The sequence below is a fragment of the Nitrosomonas ureae genome (assembly GCF_900108305.1).
Taxonomy (GTDB): Bacteria; Pseudomonadota; Gammaproteobacteria; order Burkholderiales; family Nitrosomonadaceae; genus Nitrosomonas; species Nitrosomonas ureae_B.
Map to the genome: position 1 here is coordinate 53,355 of NZ_FNUX01000004.1, position 16,779 is coordinate 70,133.

Annotated in this window: 14 protein-coding genes; 6 read left to right on the forward strand and 8 right to left on the reverse strand. The window is 45.9% G+C overall.

Annotated elements, in window-relative coordinates:
• The first annotated feature begins 500 nt into the window (after positions 1 to 500).
• The 3 genes from C4S39_RS03780 (at position 501) to C4S39_RS03790 (ending at position 3,624) form a co-directional block, all read left to right on the forward strand.
• On the forward strand, positions 501 to 2,966 hold the full coding sequence (locus C4S39_RS03780) for a YdbH domain-containing protein (RefSeq protein ID WP_103965719.1): 2,466 nt from the start codon (positions 501 to 503) through the stop codon (positions 2,964 to 2,966).
• A 67-nt stretch (positions 2,967 to 3,033) separates the two neighbouring features.
• Entirely contained in the window at positions 3,034 to 3,249 is a 216-nt protein-coding gene (locus C4S39_RS03785) for a YnbE family lipoprotein (protein ID WP_181023747.1), read from the forward strand.
• A gap of 24 nt (positions 3,250 to 3,273) precedes the next feature.
• A complete protein-coding gene (locus C4S39_RS03790; RefSeq protein ID WP_103965720.1) occupies positions 3,274 to 3,624 on the forward strand; it encodes a YdbL family protein in 351 nt (116 codons plus the stop codon).
• A gap of 26 nt (positions 3,625 to 3,650) precedes the next feature.
• Here the strand turns inward: C4S39_RS03790 and C4S39_RS03795 are convergent, their stop codons facing one another.
• The 5 genes from C4S39_RS03795 to C4S39_RS15965 form a co-directional block, all read right to left on the reverse strand.
• Complete coding sequence (locus C4S39_RS03795; RefSeq protein ID WP_103965721.1) at positions 3,651 to 5,360, reverse strand: ABC transporter ATP-binding protein; 1,710 nt, start codon at positions 5,358 to 5,360, stop codon at positions 3,651 to 3,653.
• 50 nt (positions 5,361 to 5,410) lie between these two features.
• Positions 5,411 to 6,100: a lipoprotein-releasing ABC transporter ATP-binding protein LolD gene (gene lolD, locus C4S39_RS03800; RefSeq protein ID WP_103965722.1), complete on the reverse strand. Its 690-nt coding sequence runs from the start codon at positions 6,098 to 6,100 to the stop codon at positions 5,411 to 5,413.
• A complete protein-coding gene (locus C4S39_RS03805; RefSeq protein ID WP_103965723.1) occupies positions 6,093 to 7,340 on the reverse strand; it encodes a lipoprotein-releasing ABC transporter permease subunit in 1,248 nt (415 codons plus the stop codon). Before C4S39_RS03805 ends, lolD begins: the two co-directional genes overlap by 8 nt.
• A gap of 109 nt (positions 7,341 to 7,449) precedes the next feature.
• Positions 7,450 to 8,169, reverse strand: coding sequence for a Crp/Fnr family transcriptional regulator (locus C4S39_RS03810; RefSeq protein WP_103965724.1), 720 nt, complete (start codon positions 8,167 to 8,169; stop codon positions 7,450 to 7,452).
• Positions 8,170 to 8,329: 160 nt separating this feature from the next.
• The gene (locus tag C4S39_RS15965; RefSeq protein ID WP_308457301.1) at positions 8,330 to 8,947 is read right to left on the reverse strand and encodes a septal ring lytic transglycosylase RlpA family protein; all 618 of its coding nucleotides are present in this window, start codon (positions 8,945 to 8,947) and stop codon (positions 8,330 to 8,332) included.
• A gap of 215 nt (positions 8,948 to 9,162) precedes the next feature.
• On the opposite strand from C4S39_RS15965, the gene speB reads away from it, so the two are divergent.
• Positions 9,163 to 10,125: an agmatinase gene (speB, locus tag C4S39_RS03820; protein ID WP_103965725.1), complete on the forward strand. Its 963-nt coding sequence runs from the start codon at positions 9,163 to 9,165 to the stop codon at positions 10,123 to 10,125.
• 54 nt (positions 10,126 to 10,179) lie between these two features.
• Here speB and C4S39_RS03825 read toward each other — a convergent pair whose 3' ends face one another.
• From C4S39_RS03825 to C4S39_RS03835, 3 genes are all read right to left on the reverse strand, one after another.
• Positions 10,180 to 11,352, reverse strand: a complete 1,173-nt coding sequence (locus C4S39_RS03825) for a hypothetical protein (RefSeq protein WP_146059741.1) — start codon at positions 11,350 to 11,352, stop codon at positions 10,180 to 10,182.
• Between the two features lie 244 nt (positions 11,353 to 11,596).
• Positions 11,597 to 13,339, reverse strand: coding sequence for a DUF5666 domain-containing protein (locus tag C4S39_RS03830; RefSeq protein WP_103965727.1), 1,743 nt, complete (start codon positions 13,337 to 13,339; stop codon positions 11,597 to 11,599).
• A 24-nt stretch (positions 13,340 to 13,363) separates the two neighbouring features.
• A complete protein-coding gene (locus C4S39_RS03835) occupies positions 13,364 to 14,260 on the reverse strand; it encodes a DUF6502 family protein (RefSeq protein ID WP_103965728.1) in 897 nt (298 codons plus the stop codon).
• Positions 14,261 to 14,455: 195 nt separating this feature from the next.
• On the opposite strand from C4S39_RS03835, the gene C4S39_RS03840 reads away from it, so the two are divergent.
• Positions 14,456 to 14,761: a hypothetical protein gene (locus tag C4S39_RS03840; RefSeq protein ID WP_103965729.1), complete on the forward strand. Its 306-nt coding sequence runs from the start codon at positions 14,456 to 14,458 to the stop codon at positions 14,759 to 14,761.
• A 109-nt stretch (positions 14,762 to 14,870) separates the two neighbouring features.
• Complete coding sequence (locus C4S39_RS03845) at positions 14,871 to 16,691, forward strand: copper oxidase (protein WP_103965730.1); 1,821 nt, start codon at positions 14,871 to 14,873, stop codon at positions 16,689 to 16,691.
• Positions 16,692 to 16,779 lie beyond the last annotated feature (88 nt).

Consider the following 16,779-nt stretch of genomic DNA (forward strand, 5'->3'; position numbering starts at 1 on the left):
TTATAGTTGTTCAGAGTGAGCATTGCGGAATGCTGGCACTGGTGTGTGAATTTCTTTGACGAATTGGCCTGATCGCTTAATTAATCTCATCGTCATGTATTTTTCGAGTCACGCTGAATCGCGTGCAGCATTGAAATCAGGGGAAATCGGTTTCCTTGAAATGCAACGAATATTGCTCATCAGATTGCATTAACGGCTCCATCAAGGTGGATTTTCCTGACCTTGAGGTTTCAAAGATCACAATAACTAAAAAACAAGAGAAATTTCTTCTTGGTATCTAAGAAAATGATTAAACTAACTTTTTATAAATTACGTATGACTAATTTTGGTACTGAATGGTGTCATTTATTTGCGATCAAAGAAACTGAATTTCGTTTTAACGGGCGGCGTGATAATCTTGTACCTTACAAGACTCGAGTGGTTAAATTTCTGTTTCCTTTAGCTTCATAATATCGGTTGAAAGATAAAACGGGCTATTACAAACACTATCATTTCATCCAATGATGAAACAATTAAAAACCGGATTACTTGTTCTGTTGAGCCTCATTATTTTTGCAGGGGCGGGTCTTTATGCGTTCCGCAATTCCCTGCTGGAAATGCTCATCGATGATCAGTTACGCAAACAAGGTTTTCCGTTGCAATCCATTGCGGTTCTCGATATTTCGCTTAATGCCTTCCGCTTGCATGAGTTGAAGGCGGGTAACAACGATGAATTGCAAGTGGGTAAAATTTTGCTGACCTGGCAGTTCAGTGATTTGCTCTCGGGAAAACCGGCATTAGTTGAAATTAGCGGTGTGGAAGTGATGCTTGATCTGAGTGCAGAGCGTTCTGCGCAGGATTCGATGCAATTTGCTACGACGGTATCCGGAGAAGATATCCGCATACCGTGGTTGCCTGTACTTTCACTGGAAGACTCAGTGATACGCCTCCATTCGGTTGCGGGTGAGGTGGCGATTGCTTTGTCGGGCAGCATTGTGCACGACCATTCAAATACTCAAATGATCCGGTTCGACACCATAATCTCTGGTTCACTGGGTCAGGCAAAGGGAGGGCTGGCAGCAACCCTGGATGCGCAGGGAAATATGCAAGGTAAGGTTGCTATTTCGGAGGGTATGCTGAACATTCCCGGGGTCAAAATTTCCAGCTTCTCAGGCGAAACCGCTTTTGCATTTGCAGCATTGCATTTGCAGCATGTGCAGACTGACTTCGCATTAGCGGGCATTAGCCTGCCCGAGCAGAAGTCAGAAAAACCAGTACCCGGGCAGATGAATGGGACGCCAACTGCATTGAGACTGAGTGATGCGGCGATTGATCACATTACCTTAAAAGGAAGCATTAACAGACTATCGGATTCCTGGAACGGAGAACTTGATTTAGGTATTAAGGGAGGAAAGCTGACTGCCGGGCCCGCAGAAATTCATCAGCTATCGATGGCCTTGCCAATGCAGGTTAAGTTCAATCCAGACGGTTGGCGCATCGGATTACGCAATCCTGGTCAAGTTGCCCTGGGAAAGATCAATACCGGATATCCTCTGCGTTTCCGGGATCCTCCAGGTTTCTCAATTTCCCAGGCTGATCTGAACGTAACTGGAGGCCCGCATGGATTAGCGCTTAAACATAATATCATTGTGGTGCCCGCTAACTTTACTATGCTGGCTAAAAGCGATAAGCCTGCTGAAATTGAAGTAAACATTCATCCAGGAAAAATAGCTGCGGTGGGAGAAATGGATGCCAACAGAAACTATCAAGGACAGTTAATTCTCAGTGAGGCTTCCTTTAATCTGCCGCAATCCGCGATACAATTTAAAAATATCTCAACCGTTTTATATTTGAATGATAGCGAAATTGGCAATGCTGCCGATTTCTCCATCGGCAAATTGCGGCATCTGGCGCCCGAACCTCTGTTTGCAGACTTATCCATCAGTGGCGACATCAGAAATAAGGCCAAGCAGGGAGAATCAACAGAGTATGCACTTAAAGTCACAGGTGGTGTTCCAGGTTTGCAGTTTCTAAAGATTAAAGGCGCACATGCGCTGGATAGTGGTAGTGGAACGCTCAAAGCGGAGATTATTCCGTTAAATTTCTTACCGGGCAATTTGCAGCCCGGCACACTTTCTCCTGCGTTGGCGCAGTTAGACAACGTAACCGGCCAGCTTCGAGCGATCGCGCAATTAAAATGGTCTACAAAAGGTGTGCACAGCAGTCGCGGCGCATTTGAGATGAATAATGTTTCGTTTACGCATGAAACTGCGAAAATAAAGGATCTGAATATTGCGCTGAATTTGAACAATTTGCTAACCCCAGGTAGTCCGCCCGGACAGAAAATCACGGTTGAACAGATTGATTTTGGAATTCCATTGGAAAATTTACTGGTTTCCTATCAGATTCTGGATACAAATCCTCCCCAAGTTGCGCTTGAGAAAGCACAATTCTCCATGATGGATGGTGTGATATCGGTGGCACCAGTTATTATTGATCCTGCGGCCAAACGCTCTGACATGCTGATATGGATCAGTAATATTGATCTGGAATCATTCTTTAACCTGATCAAGGTTGATGGCCTTGCGGGAAGCGGACATCTGGATGGTCAGGTTCCATTGGCAATAGAAGAGAATCAATTAACGATAAAGAATGGACATCTTGCTGCCAAGGCACCAGGAATTTTGCATTTTCAATCCCAGAAAGCTTCGCAATGGCTTGCTTCCGCCGGAGAGGAAATGAATTTGTTGCTGCAAGCCATGCAGGATTTTCATTACACTGAGCTATCATTGACTCTCGACAAATCGGTTGCACACGATTTTGTAGCCCAGCTTTCTTTGTTAGGGAATAATCCTAAGGTTAAAGAAGGGCAGGATTTTCGTTTGAACGTTAGGCTGGAAACGGATATAGACAAAATCCTGCAAAAGATTAACGACGGCTACAGCTTATCCCATGAAATTCTGCGCGGTTTGTTCAGGTTGCATTAAGTTAGGCGGCGCTAAATTGCAGACATAGAGCGTTGTATGCTCATTATCGGAGAAGAGGAGTGCAATCATGTGTAGAATTGAACGAATGACAAACACTATAATTACTTCAGTAATCTTGATTTCTTTCTGCTTGGTGATCGTATCCTGTGCGCCGACGGTTAAAGTGGAATCTCCTAAGGAACCGATTACGATAAATCTCAATATCAAACTGGATGCTGATATTCGAGTGAAGCTTGAAGAGGAAGCAAAAAAAGATATAGCCGCCAACCCTGACATCTTCTAATAGTAAATGAGAAAGGAGAACATTATGCAGCGTATTTCAAATATGATTTTTAAGAAATCTTTGCCAAAAGCTTTTGGGATCATTCTTCCGGTGTTGGCGCTCTATGCAATTCCGGTATGGGCCGACAGTCTCGAGAACCTGCGTGCGTCAGGTGCAATTGGCGAAGGTAGTACGGGATATGTTATCGCTAGAGAACCGGGTGCCCAGGCAGAGGCCGATGCAATTAATGCCAAGCGTAAAGTAATTTACCAGGAAAAAGCCGCTGCACAAGGGGTTGAACCTAGTCAGGTAGGAAAAGTATATGCTGAGGAAATTATCCAGAAAGTTCCAGCGGGAACCTGGATTCAAATTAATGGGCAATGGATAAAGAAATAAGTAATTTTTTATCTTATTGCTGCATCTTAGGGATTCTGCGGCGCTTGCGATAATGGTTCTGCCACGCCATTCGAAAGTATAAAAACCCGGTCTGCTGCGTTAATAACCGCGGGTTGATGCGAAACAGCAATAATGGTCAGGCTCTTGGCCAGTTTCTGTAACGTTTCGCAAATCGTGCGTTCGCTTTCCGGATCTAATGCACTGGTAGGCTCGTCGAGAATCAGAAAAGACGGGTTATGCGCCAACGCTCGCGCAATCGCGATACGTTGCCGCTGCCCTCCGGAAAGTAAACCACCGCGCTCACCGACAACCGTTTGCAACCCTTCCGGCAATGCATTGACAAAATCCCAGGCACCAGCCTGACGAAGCGCCTGTTCCGCATCATTAATTGTCAATGTGGGCTCTCCAACCAGAATGTTATTCATCACGGTATCGTGCAATAGGATCGTATCTTGCGAGACATAGCCGATCATGTGGCGCCATTGCCGCAGATTGATATCATGCAAGGATATATTATCAATCCGGATTTCTCCGGATTGCGGCTCGGTCAACCCGCATAACAAATCCAGCAGAGTACTTTTACCTGCACCGGACGGTCCCATAACCGCGGTAAATGAGTTGACGGGTATTTCCATATTCAAATCTTCGAATATGATTTTCTGTCCATAATTAAATTTTACATGCTGCAAGGCAATGCCTTTCTGCAAGGTAGGCTGTATTGTTCCGCTCGATCTCTCTGCCGCTGCGCGTGCATCTTCGGCTGCTTTCCGTAGCGCCCAATAAGCACTTTCTTGTGCAGCGAGTTGCTGATGCCTGCGTTGTGTCTTATTCAATAACCCCAGAATACGGGTCAGCAAAAATACCATCAGCATGACTTCAGGGAGAGATAATTCCCACACTACCAATGCAATATACAAACCGCTAGCGGTCAGCGCAGCAAGAATAGGCTCCTGCAGTGCTGTCAGAGCTGCCCGATTCATGACTTCCTTACGCGTCGCTTTTTCCAGGTGCTGCGTCTGTTCATGTAAAATGGCGTCGGCTACATTATCACGCGCCATGGCTTTCAGCGATTTTACCGAACTGAGCACATCAGACAAATAAGTCAGCAGATGGCGTAACAAATGAGTTTGTTTTGTGCCCGCCCGGCGGGTTGCACTGACCAGGCGATTCAACGCAATCAATAAAAACAAACCGATGACTAATGAAGCGAGCGTCGCTTCCCATGAGATGAATAGCGCCACAATTGCATATACCATCACTTGAATAGCCAACGCCAGAACGTTCACACTGTGTTCAAAGCCGTTGGCGGCACGATAGGCTTCGGTTGCAATCGAATTTGCAAGAGATCCGACAGGCTGCCGCAAATAATAAGGCCAGCGGCTGGCTAGCAAAGCCTCGATCAAATCCAATCGTAACGCTGTGGCGACATGCGCAACTGTGTAACCTACTTGGCGATTCGCCAGCAATAGCACCAATCCCTTGAAAAACATACCGCCCACGATAATGATCAGAATTGCATCCAGCGTAGGTTCAATGCCGATATCTTGCAGCGTCGCTTCCATGAATTTACCGATACCGGAATCACCTGATCCGCCGGAATCGCCGACGGCTATCGATAGCAGCGGCAGCAATGCGGTTAGGCTCAATCCTTCGGCGATGCCCGCAATTAACAGCGCAAACAGAACAAACGCACTGCGCCGGGGAAAAACCATAATATACGTGAATAAGGTACGCATAAACCGGTTATAAGAAATGATCGGAAAATGATGATTCGTTTACATAAGCATCATACATGGGATACATCGCATAAAACTCCATCGATCAGTTGCTGGATACGTTGCGCGCGATTGGCCAGACCCGCATCGTGTGTGACGATAATCAAGCTGGCATTGATTTTACGATTCAATTCCAGCATTAAGTCAAATACATGCTCAGCTGTTTTACGGTCAAGATTTCCTGTGGGTTCATCAGCCAGAATGCAGGCGGGGCGGGTAACCAAGGCACGTGCAACAGCGGCACGCTGGCGCTCACCGCCGGATAGTTCGCCCGGAGTGTGTGTCAAACGATGACTCAGACCAACCAGCTGTAACATTTCAGCTGCGCGATCATAGGCTTCCTGGTTTGGCAAGCGGCGGATCAGCAGCGGCATGGCTACATTTTCCAAGGCGCTGAATTCCATCAGCAAATGATGAAATTGGTATATAAAACCAAGAGAGCCATTACGTAGCTGGCAGCGTTCTTCTTCGTTGATCCGGGCGATATCTTGCCCGAGAATCTCGATGCTCCCGCTGGTAGGCGCATCCAACCCGCCAAGCACATGCAGCAAAGTGCTTTTGCCGGAACCTGATGCGCCGACAATCGCCAGCATTTCTCCTTTGACCAGATCCAGGTTAACACCCTTTAACACCGGAACTGCCAAATCACCTTGCGAAAACTGCTTGACCAGATTGCGGCAAGAAATAACCACCTCATTCATAACGCAATGCCTCTGCAGGGTTTACTTTGGATGCGCGGTAGCTGGGATAGATCGTTGCCAGTAAGCTGAGAACAAACGAGGTTACGGCAACGGTCGTGATATCCGCCATCTGCGGATCGGTTGGGATGGTGCTGATGTAATAAATTTCCCTCGATAGGAATTGAACATTAAACAAACCTTCAATAAACGCAACCACTTCACCTACATTATAAGCGAGCAGCATGCCACCGGCTACGCCAAGGATCGTGCCAAAGACCCCGATAAACGTTCCCTGAACGATAAATATTTTCATAATGCTGCGCGGACTTGCGCCGAGTGTGCGTAAAATCGCGATGTCAGATTCTTTGTCAGTGACTGCCATCACTAATGTGGAAACAATATTGAACGCTGCAACCGCAATGATTAGTGCCAGAATTAAAGACAACATGCGTTTCTCGATTTGGATTGCACGAAAATAATTGGCGTGCTGTCTTGTCCAGTCGCTGATATGACTGTCAATCGTCAGCATCGCGGGTAATTCCTGCACGACTTTGGGCGCCTGAAATAGATCCTTTAACTTCAAACGCACACCGGAGACATCATCGTTTTCCATGCGATACAGTTTTTGCGCATCGGACATGTGAATCAGAACTAGACCGGAATCATATTCAAAATGCCCTACTTCAAAGATTCCAACCACAGTAAATTGTTTCAAACGCGGTAGAATGCCTGCGGGTGTGACTTGCCCTTGGGGCGAGATCAGAACAATTTTATCACCGATGAAAGTACCCATCGCACGCGCCAGTTCCATGCCGATCACGATGCCGAATTCTCCCGGAATCAAATGATTCAAATCACCGCTGACCATCGTTTTTGAGAAATCAGCTACTTGATCTTCCATTGCCGGCAATATGCCACGTACCAAAACACCTTGCACTACTTGATTATGTGACAGCATGCCCTGAGCGCTGACATAGGGTGCGGCGGCTTCCACTGCCGGGTGTTTAATGGCTTCTTCTGCCGTTTGCTGCCAATGGCTCAAATTGCCATGAAAACTACCAATCTGAACATGCGAAGCAACACCCAGAATGCGTGTGCGCACTTCCTTCTGAAAGCCATTCATTACTGACATCACAGTAATTAATGCCGTCATTCCCAGCGTAATGCCCATCAGAGAGATTAAGGAAATAAAAGAAATGAAATGATTGCGTTTTTTGGCGCGCGTATAGCGCAAACCAATGAAAAGTTCATAGGGAGACACGAATGATAGTACCCGTAATAAGTTTGACTATGAAGTTTGCCACATTTAATACGCAGCTTAACAAAATAATCAGAAATTGTGATTAGGATTTACACTGCAAGCTTTTTCATCAATAGCCGCCACGCGCTTCGTTGACCATTTCGGTGAGCTTTGCAATATCCAGCACATGCAAATCATGACCTTGACGCAATATCAATTTATTTCTGATCAACATGTTCAGCTCGCGTGATACGGCTTCACGGTGCGTGCTAACCAGACTAGCAATTTCAGTTTGGGTGGGTGCCGGCGAAATGACAGCAACATTTCCGGATATCATGTGATTTTTCGCCAAACGCAGCAATTCTACCTGAATACGGTTACGTACCGCTAGCGTACTATAATCATAAACACGTTCGGTCAGGCGGCGCACCTGACCGGTTAGGCGTTTTAAAATAATTTCTGCGATCTGGCGGTTGCCATAAATCAGTTCCTGAAAATCCGATGCCGGCATTGATGCCAGTAATACGCTGCTCCTTGCGATCGCCGTGGCCGAACGGGGGTGGCCATCAATCGCCGTCAACTCACCAAACATTTCGCCCGTTGGCAAATCGCACAAAATAACTTCCTGTCCCGATAAGCTGTGATACATGATACGAATTTCACCCTGCACAATAAAAAAAGCGCTGTTGGTATGATCGTGATAGCGCACGATCTCATTTCCCACTTCATAACGATGCCACCGGCAAGCGGCGGCAACCATTCCAATATCTCGCGGCGAAAGGCATTGAAATTCCTTGATCACAGACAGCATGGCGGTTGCACGGTCAGCCGAAATGTTTCGTGTGGTCATTTCTTGCTGTCTTTCAGAATAGCTTTACTTTACGGTATCCGATCATTTTCTAAGATTCTGCCTTTCCATGAAATGAATAATGATATATCAAATTCAGATTGATACGCTGTTTTGCAAAAAGTGATTAAGATATTCTATCGAAGCGATGCTGGATTACTGCTTAGTTCTGGCTGATTCTATCGTTAAGATGTTCGATCTTTACTTCATCTACACCATGCAAGCCAATTTTTTGGGCTGCGCCACGTGATAGATCAATAATTCTACCTTTCATAAAAGGACCTCGATCATTAACCAGTACATCAACCTGGCGACCGTTCTTCAGATTGGTAACTCTGACTCTGGAGGGTAAGGGAAGTGTTTTATGCGCGGCAGTCAGGCCGTGCGGAACAAAGCGTGTTCCCATCGCCGTGCGATTGCCCGACTCTGAACCATACCAGGATGCATGACCGACTTCCCGGTATCCAACTGCTGTTCGCAGCGGATAATAGGTAACTCCGCGGACTTTATAAGGCTTGTTGTATGGCGCAGTAAGGTTGGGTGCACGCTGCTTGGAAATATCCGGGGAGCGTAACACATTGCCGGGAAACATCGAAGCGCAACCGCTGATCAGGCCGACGATCAATATCATCATGCTAAGGAAACGCTGATTAATTGGCTGCACGAGCGAATCACTTCGTTGCACGGTACTCGCGCCTTTGCCTATCTTATTGATATGTCTCAGTTGCTGTGTTCCTGGCACCTTGCCCCTGACTTGCTTGCGATTTATTGAATGTTGCATAGCGTGTTTAAAACACTTTTAATTTTATATCCGCATCGGATTATAACGGTATCAATTCGCCAAGATCTATTGCTGTGTGTGTTAATTCATCGGCAATACTTGAATTCGCAGTAATCAGCAGCATATCATCAGCGCATTTCAATGCTGGTGTTGCAGACAATGGATGATTGCTAAAAGTGGTATGAGTATACTCGGTAAAAGAGGATTTAGAGATTATGACGAACGACAATTATACTAGGAATGGCGTCATTGTACGCGAGAGTACTTATGGAATGCAGCGTGAACCCACTTTCTCCGGCATTCTATCTTTCTTGCGGCGGAAATATAGTAAGGATATCGACGGCGCCGAACTGGTCGTCAGCGGTATTCCATTCGATTTGGCTGTCACCTACCGCTCTGGGGCTCGTTTCGGACCGCAAGCAATTCGCCTTGCCTCGGCAGAGGTTGCTTCGATAAAACCTTATCCATGGGGTTTTGATCCATTTGAGAATTTCACAGTGATTGATTTTGGTGATTGTTTTCTCGATGTCCATAATCCATTGACAATCCATCAAGCAATTGTCGAACATGCTCGCCATATTCTGGCATCAGGCGCGCGCATGCTGACTTTCGGCGGCGATCACTATATTACTTATCCATTGCTGAAAGCACATGCCGAAAAGTTTGGTGAACCGCTTGCGTTAATCCATTTTGATGCGCATAGTGATACTTGGCCGGATGATTCACCTGATTCTCTGAATCACGGTTCAATGTTCTACAAGGCGATAAAAGATGGGTTGATTGATCCTAAACATTCCGTGCAAATTGGTATCCGCACCTGGAACGATGATTTTATGGGTATGCACATTCTTGATTCCGCCTGGGTACATCGGCATGGCGCCGATGCCGTAGTTGCGGAAGTTGAACGCATAGTTGGCAACCGTCCAGCTTATTTCACTTTTGATATCGATTGTCTTGATCCTGCTTTCGCACCTGGCACCGGTACGCCGGTTTGTGGCGGTCTTTCCACTGCTCAGGCGTTAAGCATCATTCGTGGTTTTGGCACGCTTAATCTAATCGGCATGGATATTGTCGAAGTAGCACCCGCCTATGATCATAGTCAAATCACGGCACTGGCGGCTGCGCATATTGCATGTGATCTTATTTGCCTGCTGGCAAAACGTAAAGCGGAGAAATGACGATGCTTCGGGGAAAGTTATTCGGAATAGCTATCGATATTGAATTTGGAATTTCTAAAAAATATAGCGCAAATTGATACCACCTCCCCAATCAGGGCTGCGGTCTGAAAATCCTCTTATTCCGTAGGCATTCAGTCTGAAGTTTTTGGTGACTCGCTGCGAAATATATAGCATAAGATCCCTGCTATCTTCCAAACGTACAGGCGATTGCCCCATTGTGTAACTTGTTCCCATGGTGACAGTGGGGGACAATTGATATCCAATGCCTGCAGCGCCGTAGAGCACGTTATGAAAAGTAATCCCGGAGGGATTGCCCAGTATTCTGTAACCGAAAGTTGCGCTCAGTGTAAACTTGGAAATTGATTTAAACAAATCGCCTTGAATAGCATAATCGACCTGGCCGCTTCCCATATTCTGTTTGGCGCTGGCTGTCGGGATTTTTAAACGAGTCGTAATATCAAAAATAATTCCCGTACGTGCATGATCAATTAAATTATAGCTGAATGCGGCAACGATATCCCCCAATCCAGATTGCGTTGTGCTGTTAAACGATGATCCACCTAACGGAATACCTGCGATAAGCCCGGAAGAACTTGTTTTGCTTAACCGGACACTGTTTATCGCATCGCTTGAATCGTCATCCTCGTGACCACTACCGCTTCCGCTTCCGCTTCCGCTGTTGTCATCACCACCACTACCGCCGCCATTTCCACCGCTTCCGCTGTTGCCGTCGTCATCCCCGCCGCCACTTCCACCGTGTCCGCTGTTGCCGTCGTCATCTCCGCCGCTACTTCCACCGCTTCCGCTGTTGTCATCGTCATTCCTGCCGCCATTTCCACCGTTCCCGGAGCCCGAATCAATTTCCTCTCGGCCTGGATTTTCGCCAGAACAATTCTGCGCATCTTCATCACAAACAACAACTACGCCACCACCGCCTGAACTGCTACCCCCCAAACTTCCTCCGATAATGGGGCCCCCGCCATCAACGATCCCTCCAATCCCCGGACCGAGTACATTACCCGGTCCAGTGATGCTGAGATAAGGAACAATCAGCCTGAAAGATGCCCGATCCTTATCGTAACGGGCTGTAAATGGAACATACCAAATATCGGTTGAAGTCGTTCCACCATACTTGCCTGTGGTGAAATCGGTCGCGGTACTGAAGCTTAATCCATTGGCAGGAACAACAGGGCAATAGATGCCAAATGTTAACAGCAATAATGCCAAACTTTTTTGCTTGAAAGTAAAGGATGGATACATGCGCGTTTTTATGGATTTTCAGCGGAATCATCTGATACGATTACACGAATCAATAAACTACGGCTCATGTTTTTATTAATTAATGTTGATGCTCGTGAGAGGGTATATTTTCTTTTATGACAGAATTCACAACTCATTCAACTTTTTATGCAGGATAAATCTTCAGGTTGTAGAATCAATCGCCGCCATACCTATTGAAACACTGGATAAATTAATCACGAGTTCTATCGGGGATATCAATATCCCGTATACTTTCTCTATGGTCACCAATCCGGTCTTGTGCACTAGAATCAAATTCGTTTGGTCTTTCGTGTCTATCAATAATCAAATGCTTCTCATGACGCTCATGATCCCGTGCTCTATCTTGAACATCGGTATCCCGTACATTATCTTTGTAGCCGTCTGGCCTATCTCGCGAGTCTGAATCGGATTCTCTTGGATTTTCGGGTTTATCGGGTTTGTCGATTTTGTGATCCGATGTGCTTTGATTACGTATGTCAGAGGATTTCTCTACATGATCTCGTCCTGAGGAATTAGAATGATCCAATCGCTTATTGTCACCTTTACCTCGTTCTTCTCCACGAAGATCTCTATCGGATGACTGGCTCTTACCTGGGCTATGATCAAGTTCTTTTCTTAAATTCCCCTGGCTCGAGCCACTATCACCATGCCCGCTGCGTTCTGGATTATTCTTGTCACTCCGCGTGGCGCTTTCCGATCCATTATCCGAATTATTTCTTCTATCTTTATCACTGTTATCGTTAAAAAACCTATCGTTCCGATCCTGTATTTGAACAGATGGCAAATTTCTTATTTCAATACGTTCCGAATTTATTCGCTGATCCGCGCCGAGCCTGCCGTTAATGAGCACGCGCTGATTTAACTGGAGATCATTTTGAGTGACTTCCGTTAACTGCGTATCGGAATCAATAGTAACTATCCGGTTACCCACATTTAATTCTTTGCCTCCTAAGGCATGGATATATCCCTCAATCACAAGATGTTCTACATTTCCAATACTTCGTAGCATCGGCTCGATCTGGATATCCTGGGCTTTTAGATGGGCGCCATCCCACTGGCCCTTAACCTGGATTTCCACGCCTTTGGAAATGCCCGCCGGCAATAATTTTTCATCATGCTGAACGCGCGTACCATTGACAACAAAGCTTTGTTCGTCAATTTGTGTAACATGCCCGTTTATTTTGGCTTGCGCCTGTGGCGGCGTAGTTTCAATTCGCGATGCCACAATTGCGCCATCGGATAACCTGTGACCACTGACTTGTACCCAATCGCCTGTTTTCAGGTTTGAGACATGGCTAAGATCAGCGGATTTTCCAATATGTACAGCTTGATCCAACACGCGCATTTCTCCGGTCTCGGAATTAAAATTGCTAATCGGGCCAATCGCTGCATGCATTACCGTAATATTTTTAGCTACAAGCTCGTGACCCGTGACTAGCGCACGCACCGCAGCAATTTGCCCAGCCGCAAGATCACGCGCGGTAGAAGATCGGCCGTCAACGGAGACAGGGGTGTCGCTGTTATAATGAACTTCGATACCACTGATACAAACACTTGCAAATCCAGTGATGACACCGATGATTCCCGTTCCGCCAATGCCGCCATCGTCAGCAACGTGCCCGCTCCCTCCAATACCACCTTCCTGAACACCTGTACCACCTATACCGGAGTCAGCTAATGGCGCACCAGTTCCACCAATTCCACCCTTTGAAACGCCGGTGCCGCCAACACCCGATTCGGTTAACGGTGACCCCGTTCCTCCGATTCCGGATTGAGCGTGCAGTAAGGGATTGATCAGTGAGGGATTGATCAGTGAGGCGCTGGCATCGCAATTGTTTTTGGCGAATACACTGACAGAATAGCAAAACATCAACGCAATGGCAGCCGACATATAAGTAACGTAATGGTGCGGGCTTGCCAATAAATTTTTCATTTTGCGTTACCAATATTGGAGTGATTAGCAGCGTGTAATATTGTCATTATTGTTCTTTGGCGATTCTTCCGATTCTTCCGACTCTTCCGGCTCAGCCGGTTCACTATAAAAATAAATCCCGAAAGTCATTCGATAACATGGTTGATTTTTTGCTGCATCGCTTTTCTCGAACTCCATTGCGTCTTTATTAATAGCAAGTAGTGATTCCATTCCAAGATGCTTGGATTTCTCGGCCAATTCCTGCACTGAGGCAATGGTTAATTCATCGTAAGAAACACTTCGTTCAAAAAATGGTTGACTTTCTCCTAACAAATTGTTGGTCGCGGCAGCAGCATGATCATGCAAGTTATGACCAAAGTAATACACTTTCTCATCAAAACCGTTTGCCGGAACAAATGCTGACGTGTTAAGACATACTCGCTTTTGCTCATCAAAACGTGCTATACCGAGTCTCAACCATTCATCAAGCACTACTCGAGAACGTATGTCACAGCTTACATTGGCGACAAGTTTCTCAAAGGAAATTTCACCACCTTCCTTGATAAATCTAGGCAATGGCCTGGGTTGATTGTTTTCATCGAGATAACGTGCATCACTGGTCCAAAGACTTACTAGTCGAGCACCCATTGAAACTGCTTGAGGAATTGTTTCGGCATCGGAATGATTCTCATGACGTAATCGCTTGATATCCTTGCGATGAATACCTGTTAGCAGACTTAAATGACTGTCAGTCGAAGATTTTCCCTCGATCTTAAAATCTTTATCTGCGATTTCTACGAATAATTCCTTCAGTAATTCCAATAAAAAAGGATAAGTAATTCCTTTTGACAACATTAACTTGATTATCGGACGAAGCACGCGCCGAAGTGCGGCAACGAGCGAGGGCGGTAGCGTTGAATCAGGTGTTTGAATACTGTGCATAAAGCTTATTCACGGATTAAATTATTAAGGAAGTTGATGGATACAAAGTATTTTAACATATCGTGGGAAATAATCACACAATATATTGACATGGAAAATTTCCCCACGTATAGTTGATTTTGTGTGAGGGAAAATCTCACACGCACATCAGGACACTTACTGATGTTGCATCAATTCAAATCAAGGAGAAGTATCATGAAAAAACTCTCAATTATTACAATCCTCATGTTTAGTATGGGATTTGCATCTACATCTTTCTCTGCAGGAAAAGCGGTTGATGACTATCTCGGCTACTCCGACAAAATGAATAATCCAGCCGATCAAATTCGGCATGGGCGCGATACGGATGATTCTAGCAGAACTGCATATCCAAGGAATAATCAAGATACCGCTGTCACTCCACATGGTGGACAGAATACAGATGACCGTGAATCCAGACGCATTGGAAAGTTATTATGGAAGCATGATCATGTGCAGGGGGGTCATGGAAACGTTAAATAATAAAAATTAATATTACCCGGTAACGCCTGCGCAAAGGTGGCGCTGGGTAAAATACAAGAATAAAAGATAGAAAAATCAATAATTGTTAACTGCCCCAAGGAGAAATTTGATGTTTAATAAAATATTTTTAAAAAAGATTATCAGTTTAGGGGTTTGTTCCTCAACACTGCTAATGTTATCAACAGGCAGTGTTTTTGCACGTGATAACGAGGTCAGATTTGAATTGACGGATAATCCCGGAAGCTGGTTTGATACCGGAAAATCGATTGCGGGCAATCGTTCGATTGCCGTTGCTACGCCAGGTGTGCGCGTTAAGTTTTCCGGCAATTCGAATACGGTGCATACGCGAACCAGCGTGATCTACCCGACAGGCGCCGCTAACATGCCTTTCAATACCGAGCCCAGAAAAGGTGGCGATGATGTAACCCTGACCACGCCGGGTTTATATGTATTCACCTGCAGTATTCATCCCTACATGTTTGGTGCAGTGATTGTCGATGACCCTAAGACTGCTGGATTGGATTTGGGGTCTTCAATTAGCTTGATCAACGGCATTACTATTCCATCCAGCAGCGACTTGGCGACACGGCTTTTACGGACTTTCTTTATTGCCACCAACCCGGCTAACTGGCAAGACTATGCGAGCAATAAACCATGGCATGTTACCTATCCGAATGTCGATGTGCGCGTGGACATTGGTGTTGTTAATTTGCCGGATGTACTGAATACGCGCTACGGAAATGATATTACGCTGTCGGGACTGAAAAAACCAAAAACGCCTGCAGTCGGTGAAATTTGGGTAGCCACGCAATTTGAAACGACACGTAATAAAGAAAAGCCCGGTACGGTATCAGCGATCGACGGATCTTCCTGGCAGGTGACCCGCAAGGTAGCGCTACCTTCCATTGATATGAATAATCCGCATAATATGTGGACCGATAAAAATCAACGTGTGATTTATGTAACGCAATGGTTTGATTCAAAGCTGACGGTGTACGATCGTAAAACCGGTAAGCTTATCCGCAACGTATCCGTAGGCGAATCTCCTGCGCATGTGATGACCTTGACCGACTCGGATCGCCTTCACGTTACGAATAATGGCGATACGCGCACTGATTCAGTAATGGAGTTGGCACCTTTGGCAACCCAAGTACTGCGTAGAGTGGATATCGGGCGCGGCAATGCACATGCGCACTGGATGAGTCATGACGGTAAAACCATGGTAACACCTAACGTTTTTTCGGGGGACTCTACGCAATACAATTTTCATACCGATGCTGTTGAAGCCATTCTGTCAGTCAGCAGTCCTTTCGGCCATCCTCTGGCGATAGGCATGATGCCCGATGCCAGCAAATATTATGTGGCTAACCTGCTCGATAGTACGATGACAGTTGTGAATATGGATACCCACAAAGTTACTAAGCGCATCAATCTGATCAAGAATTATGATCCGATTGCAGGAGCCATTACCGGCCCGGTAGGCGCATTACCGATCCAAACTCCGGTTTCTCCCGATGGCACAAATATGGTAACCGCCAATATGCTCTCAGGGACGATAACCATTATCAATACGAATACCGATAAAGTGGTTGCGATGCTGCCCTGTGACCCGGGCTGTCATGGCGTGCAATATGGTGCCAAGCAAGGGGGCGGTTACTATGCGTATGTATCCAGCAAGTTTTCCAACAGGCTACTGATCGTGGATCCTGATCCCAACAATGATGGTGATCCATCAGATGCCAAGATTGCAGGTACGGTAGCACTATTCGCTGCAGGCACTACACAGAAGGATGACGCCATAAAAGGGAATCCAGGCATGGGCGGACAAGGCATATTGCCAATCCCGGTAGTGTATAACGGCTGGGTGCAGAATCTGCCCGCGGCTTGGAGTAATCAATTGACTCCCGCACAACGCAATCCGATTGATTAACTATATCTTAAGATATAATATGATTGAGTCAATGGATAAATAAAAATATGAATGGTGTTTGGTATCGCGTCATCATATCAAACACTAT

What these genes read in the sequence shown, in the direction of transcription:
- C4S39_RS03780 (WP_103965719.1), top strand. Translation starts at nt 501, where the DNA reads ATGATGAAACAATTAAAAACCGGATTACTTGTTCTGTTGAGCCTCATT.
- C4S39_RS03785 (WP_181023747.1), top strand. Translation starts at nt 3,034, where the DNA reads ATGTGTAGAATTGAACGAATGACAAACACTATAATTACTTCAGTAATC.
- C4S39_RS03790 (WP_103965720.1), top strand. Translation starts at nt 3,274, where the DNA reads ATGCAGCGTATTTCAAATATGATTTTTAAGAAATCTTTGCCAAAAGCT.
- C4S39_RS03795 (WP_103965721.1), bottom strand. Translation starts at nt 5,360, where the DNA reads ATGCGTACCTTATTCACGTATATTATGGTTTTTCCCCGGCGCAGTGCG.
- lolD (WP_103965722.1), bottom strand. Translation starts at nt 6,100, where the DNA reads ATGAATGAGGTGGTTATTTCTTGCCGCAATCTGGTCAAGCAGTTTTCG.
- C4S39_RS03810 (WP_103965724.1), bottom strand. Translation starts at nt 8,169, where the DNA reads ATGACCACACGAAACATTTCGGCTGACCGTGCAACCGCCATGCTGTCT.
- C4S39_RS15965 (WP_308457301.1), bottom strand. Translation starts at nt 8,947, where the DNA reads ATGCAACATTCAATAAATCGCAAGCAAGTCAGGGGCAAGGTGCCAGGA.
- speB (WP_103965725.1), top strand. Translation starts at nt 9,163, where the DNA reads ATGACGAACGACAATTATACTAGGAATGGCGTCATTGTACGCGAGAGT.
- C4S39_RS03830 (WP_103965727.1), bottom strand. Translation starts at nt 13,339, where the DNA reads ATGAAAAATTTATTGGCAAGCCCGCACCATTACGTTACTTATATGTCG.
- C4S39_RS03835 (WP_103965728.1), bottom strand. Translation starts at nt 14,260, where the DNA reads ATGCACAGTATTCAAACACCTGATTCAACGCTACCGCCCTCGCTCGTT.
- C4S39_RS03840 (WP_103965729.1), top strand. Translation starts at nt 14,456, where the DNA reads ATGAAAAAACTCTCAATTATTACAATCCTCATGTTTAGTATGGGATTT.
- C4S39_RS03845 (WP_103965730.1), top strand. Translation starts at nt 14,871, where the DNA reads ATGTTTAATAAAATATTTTTAAAAAAGATTATCAGTTTAGGGGTTTGT.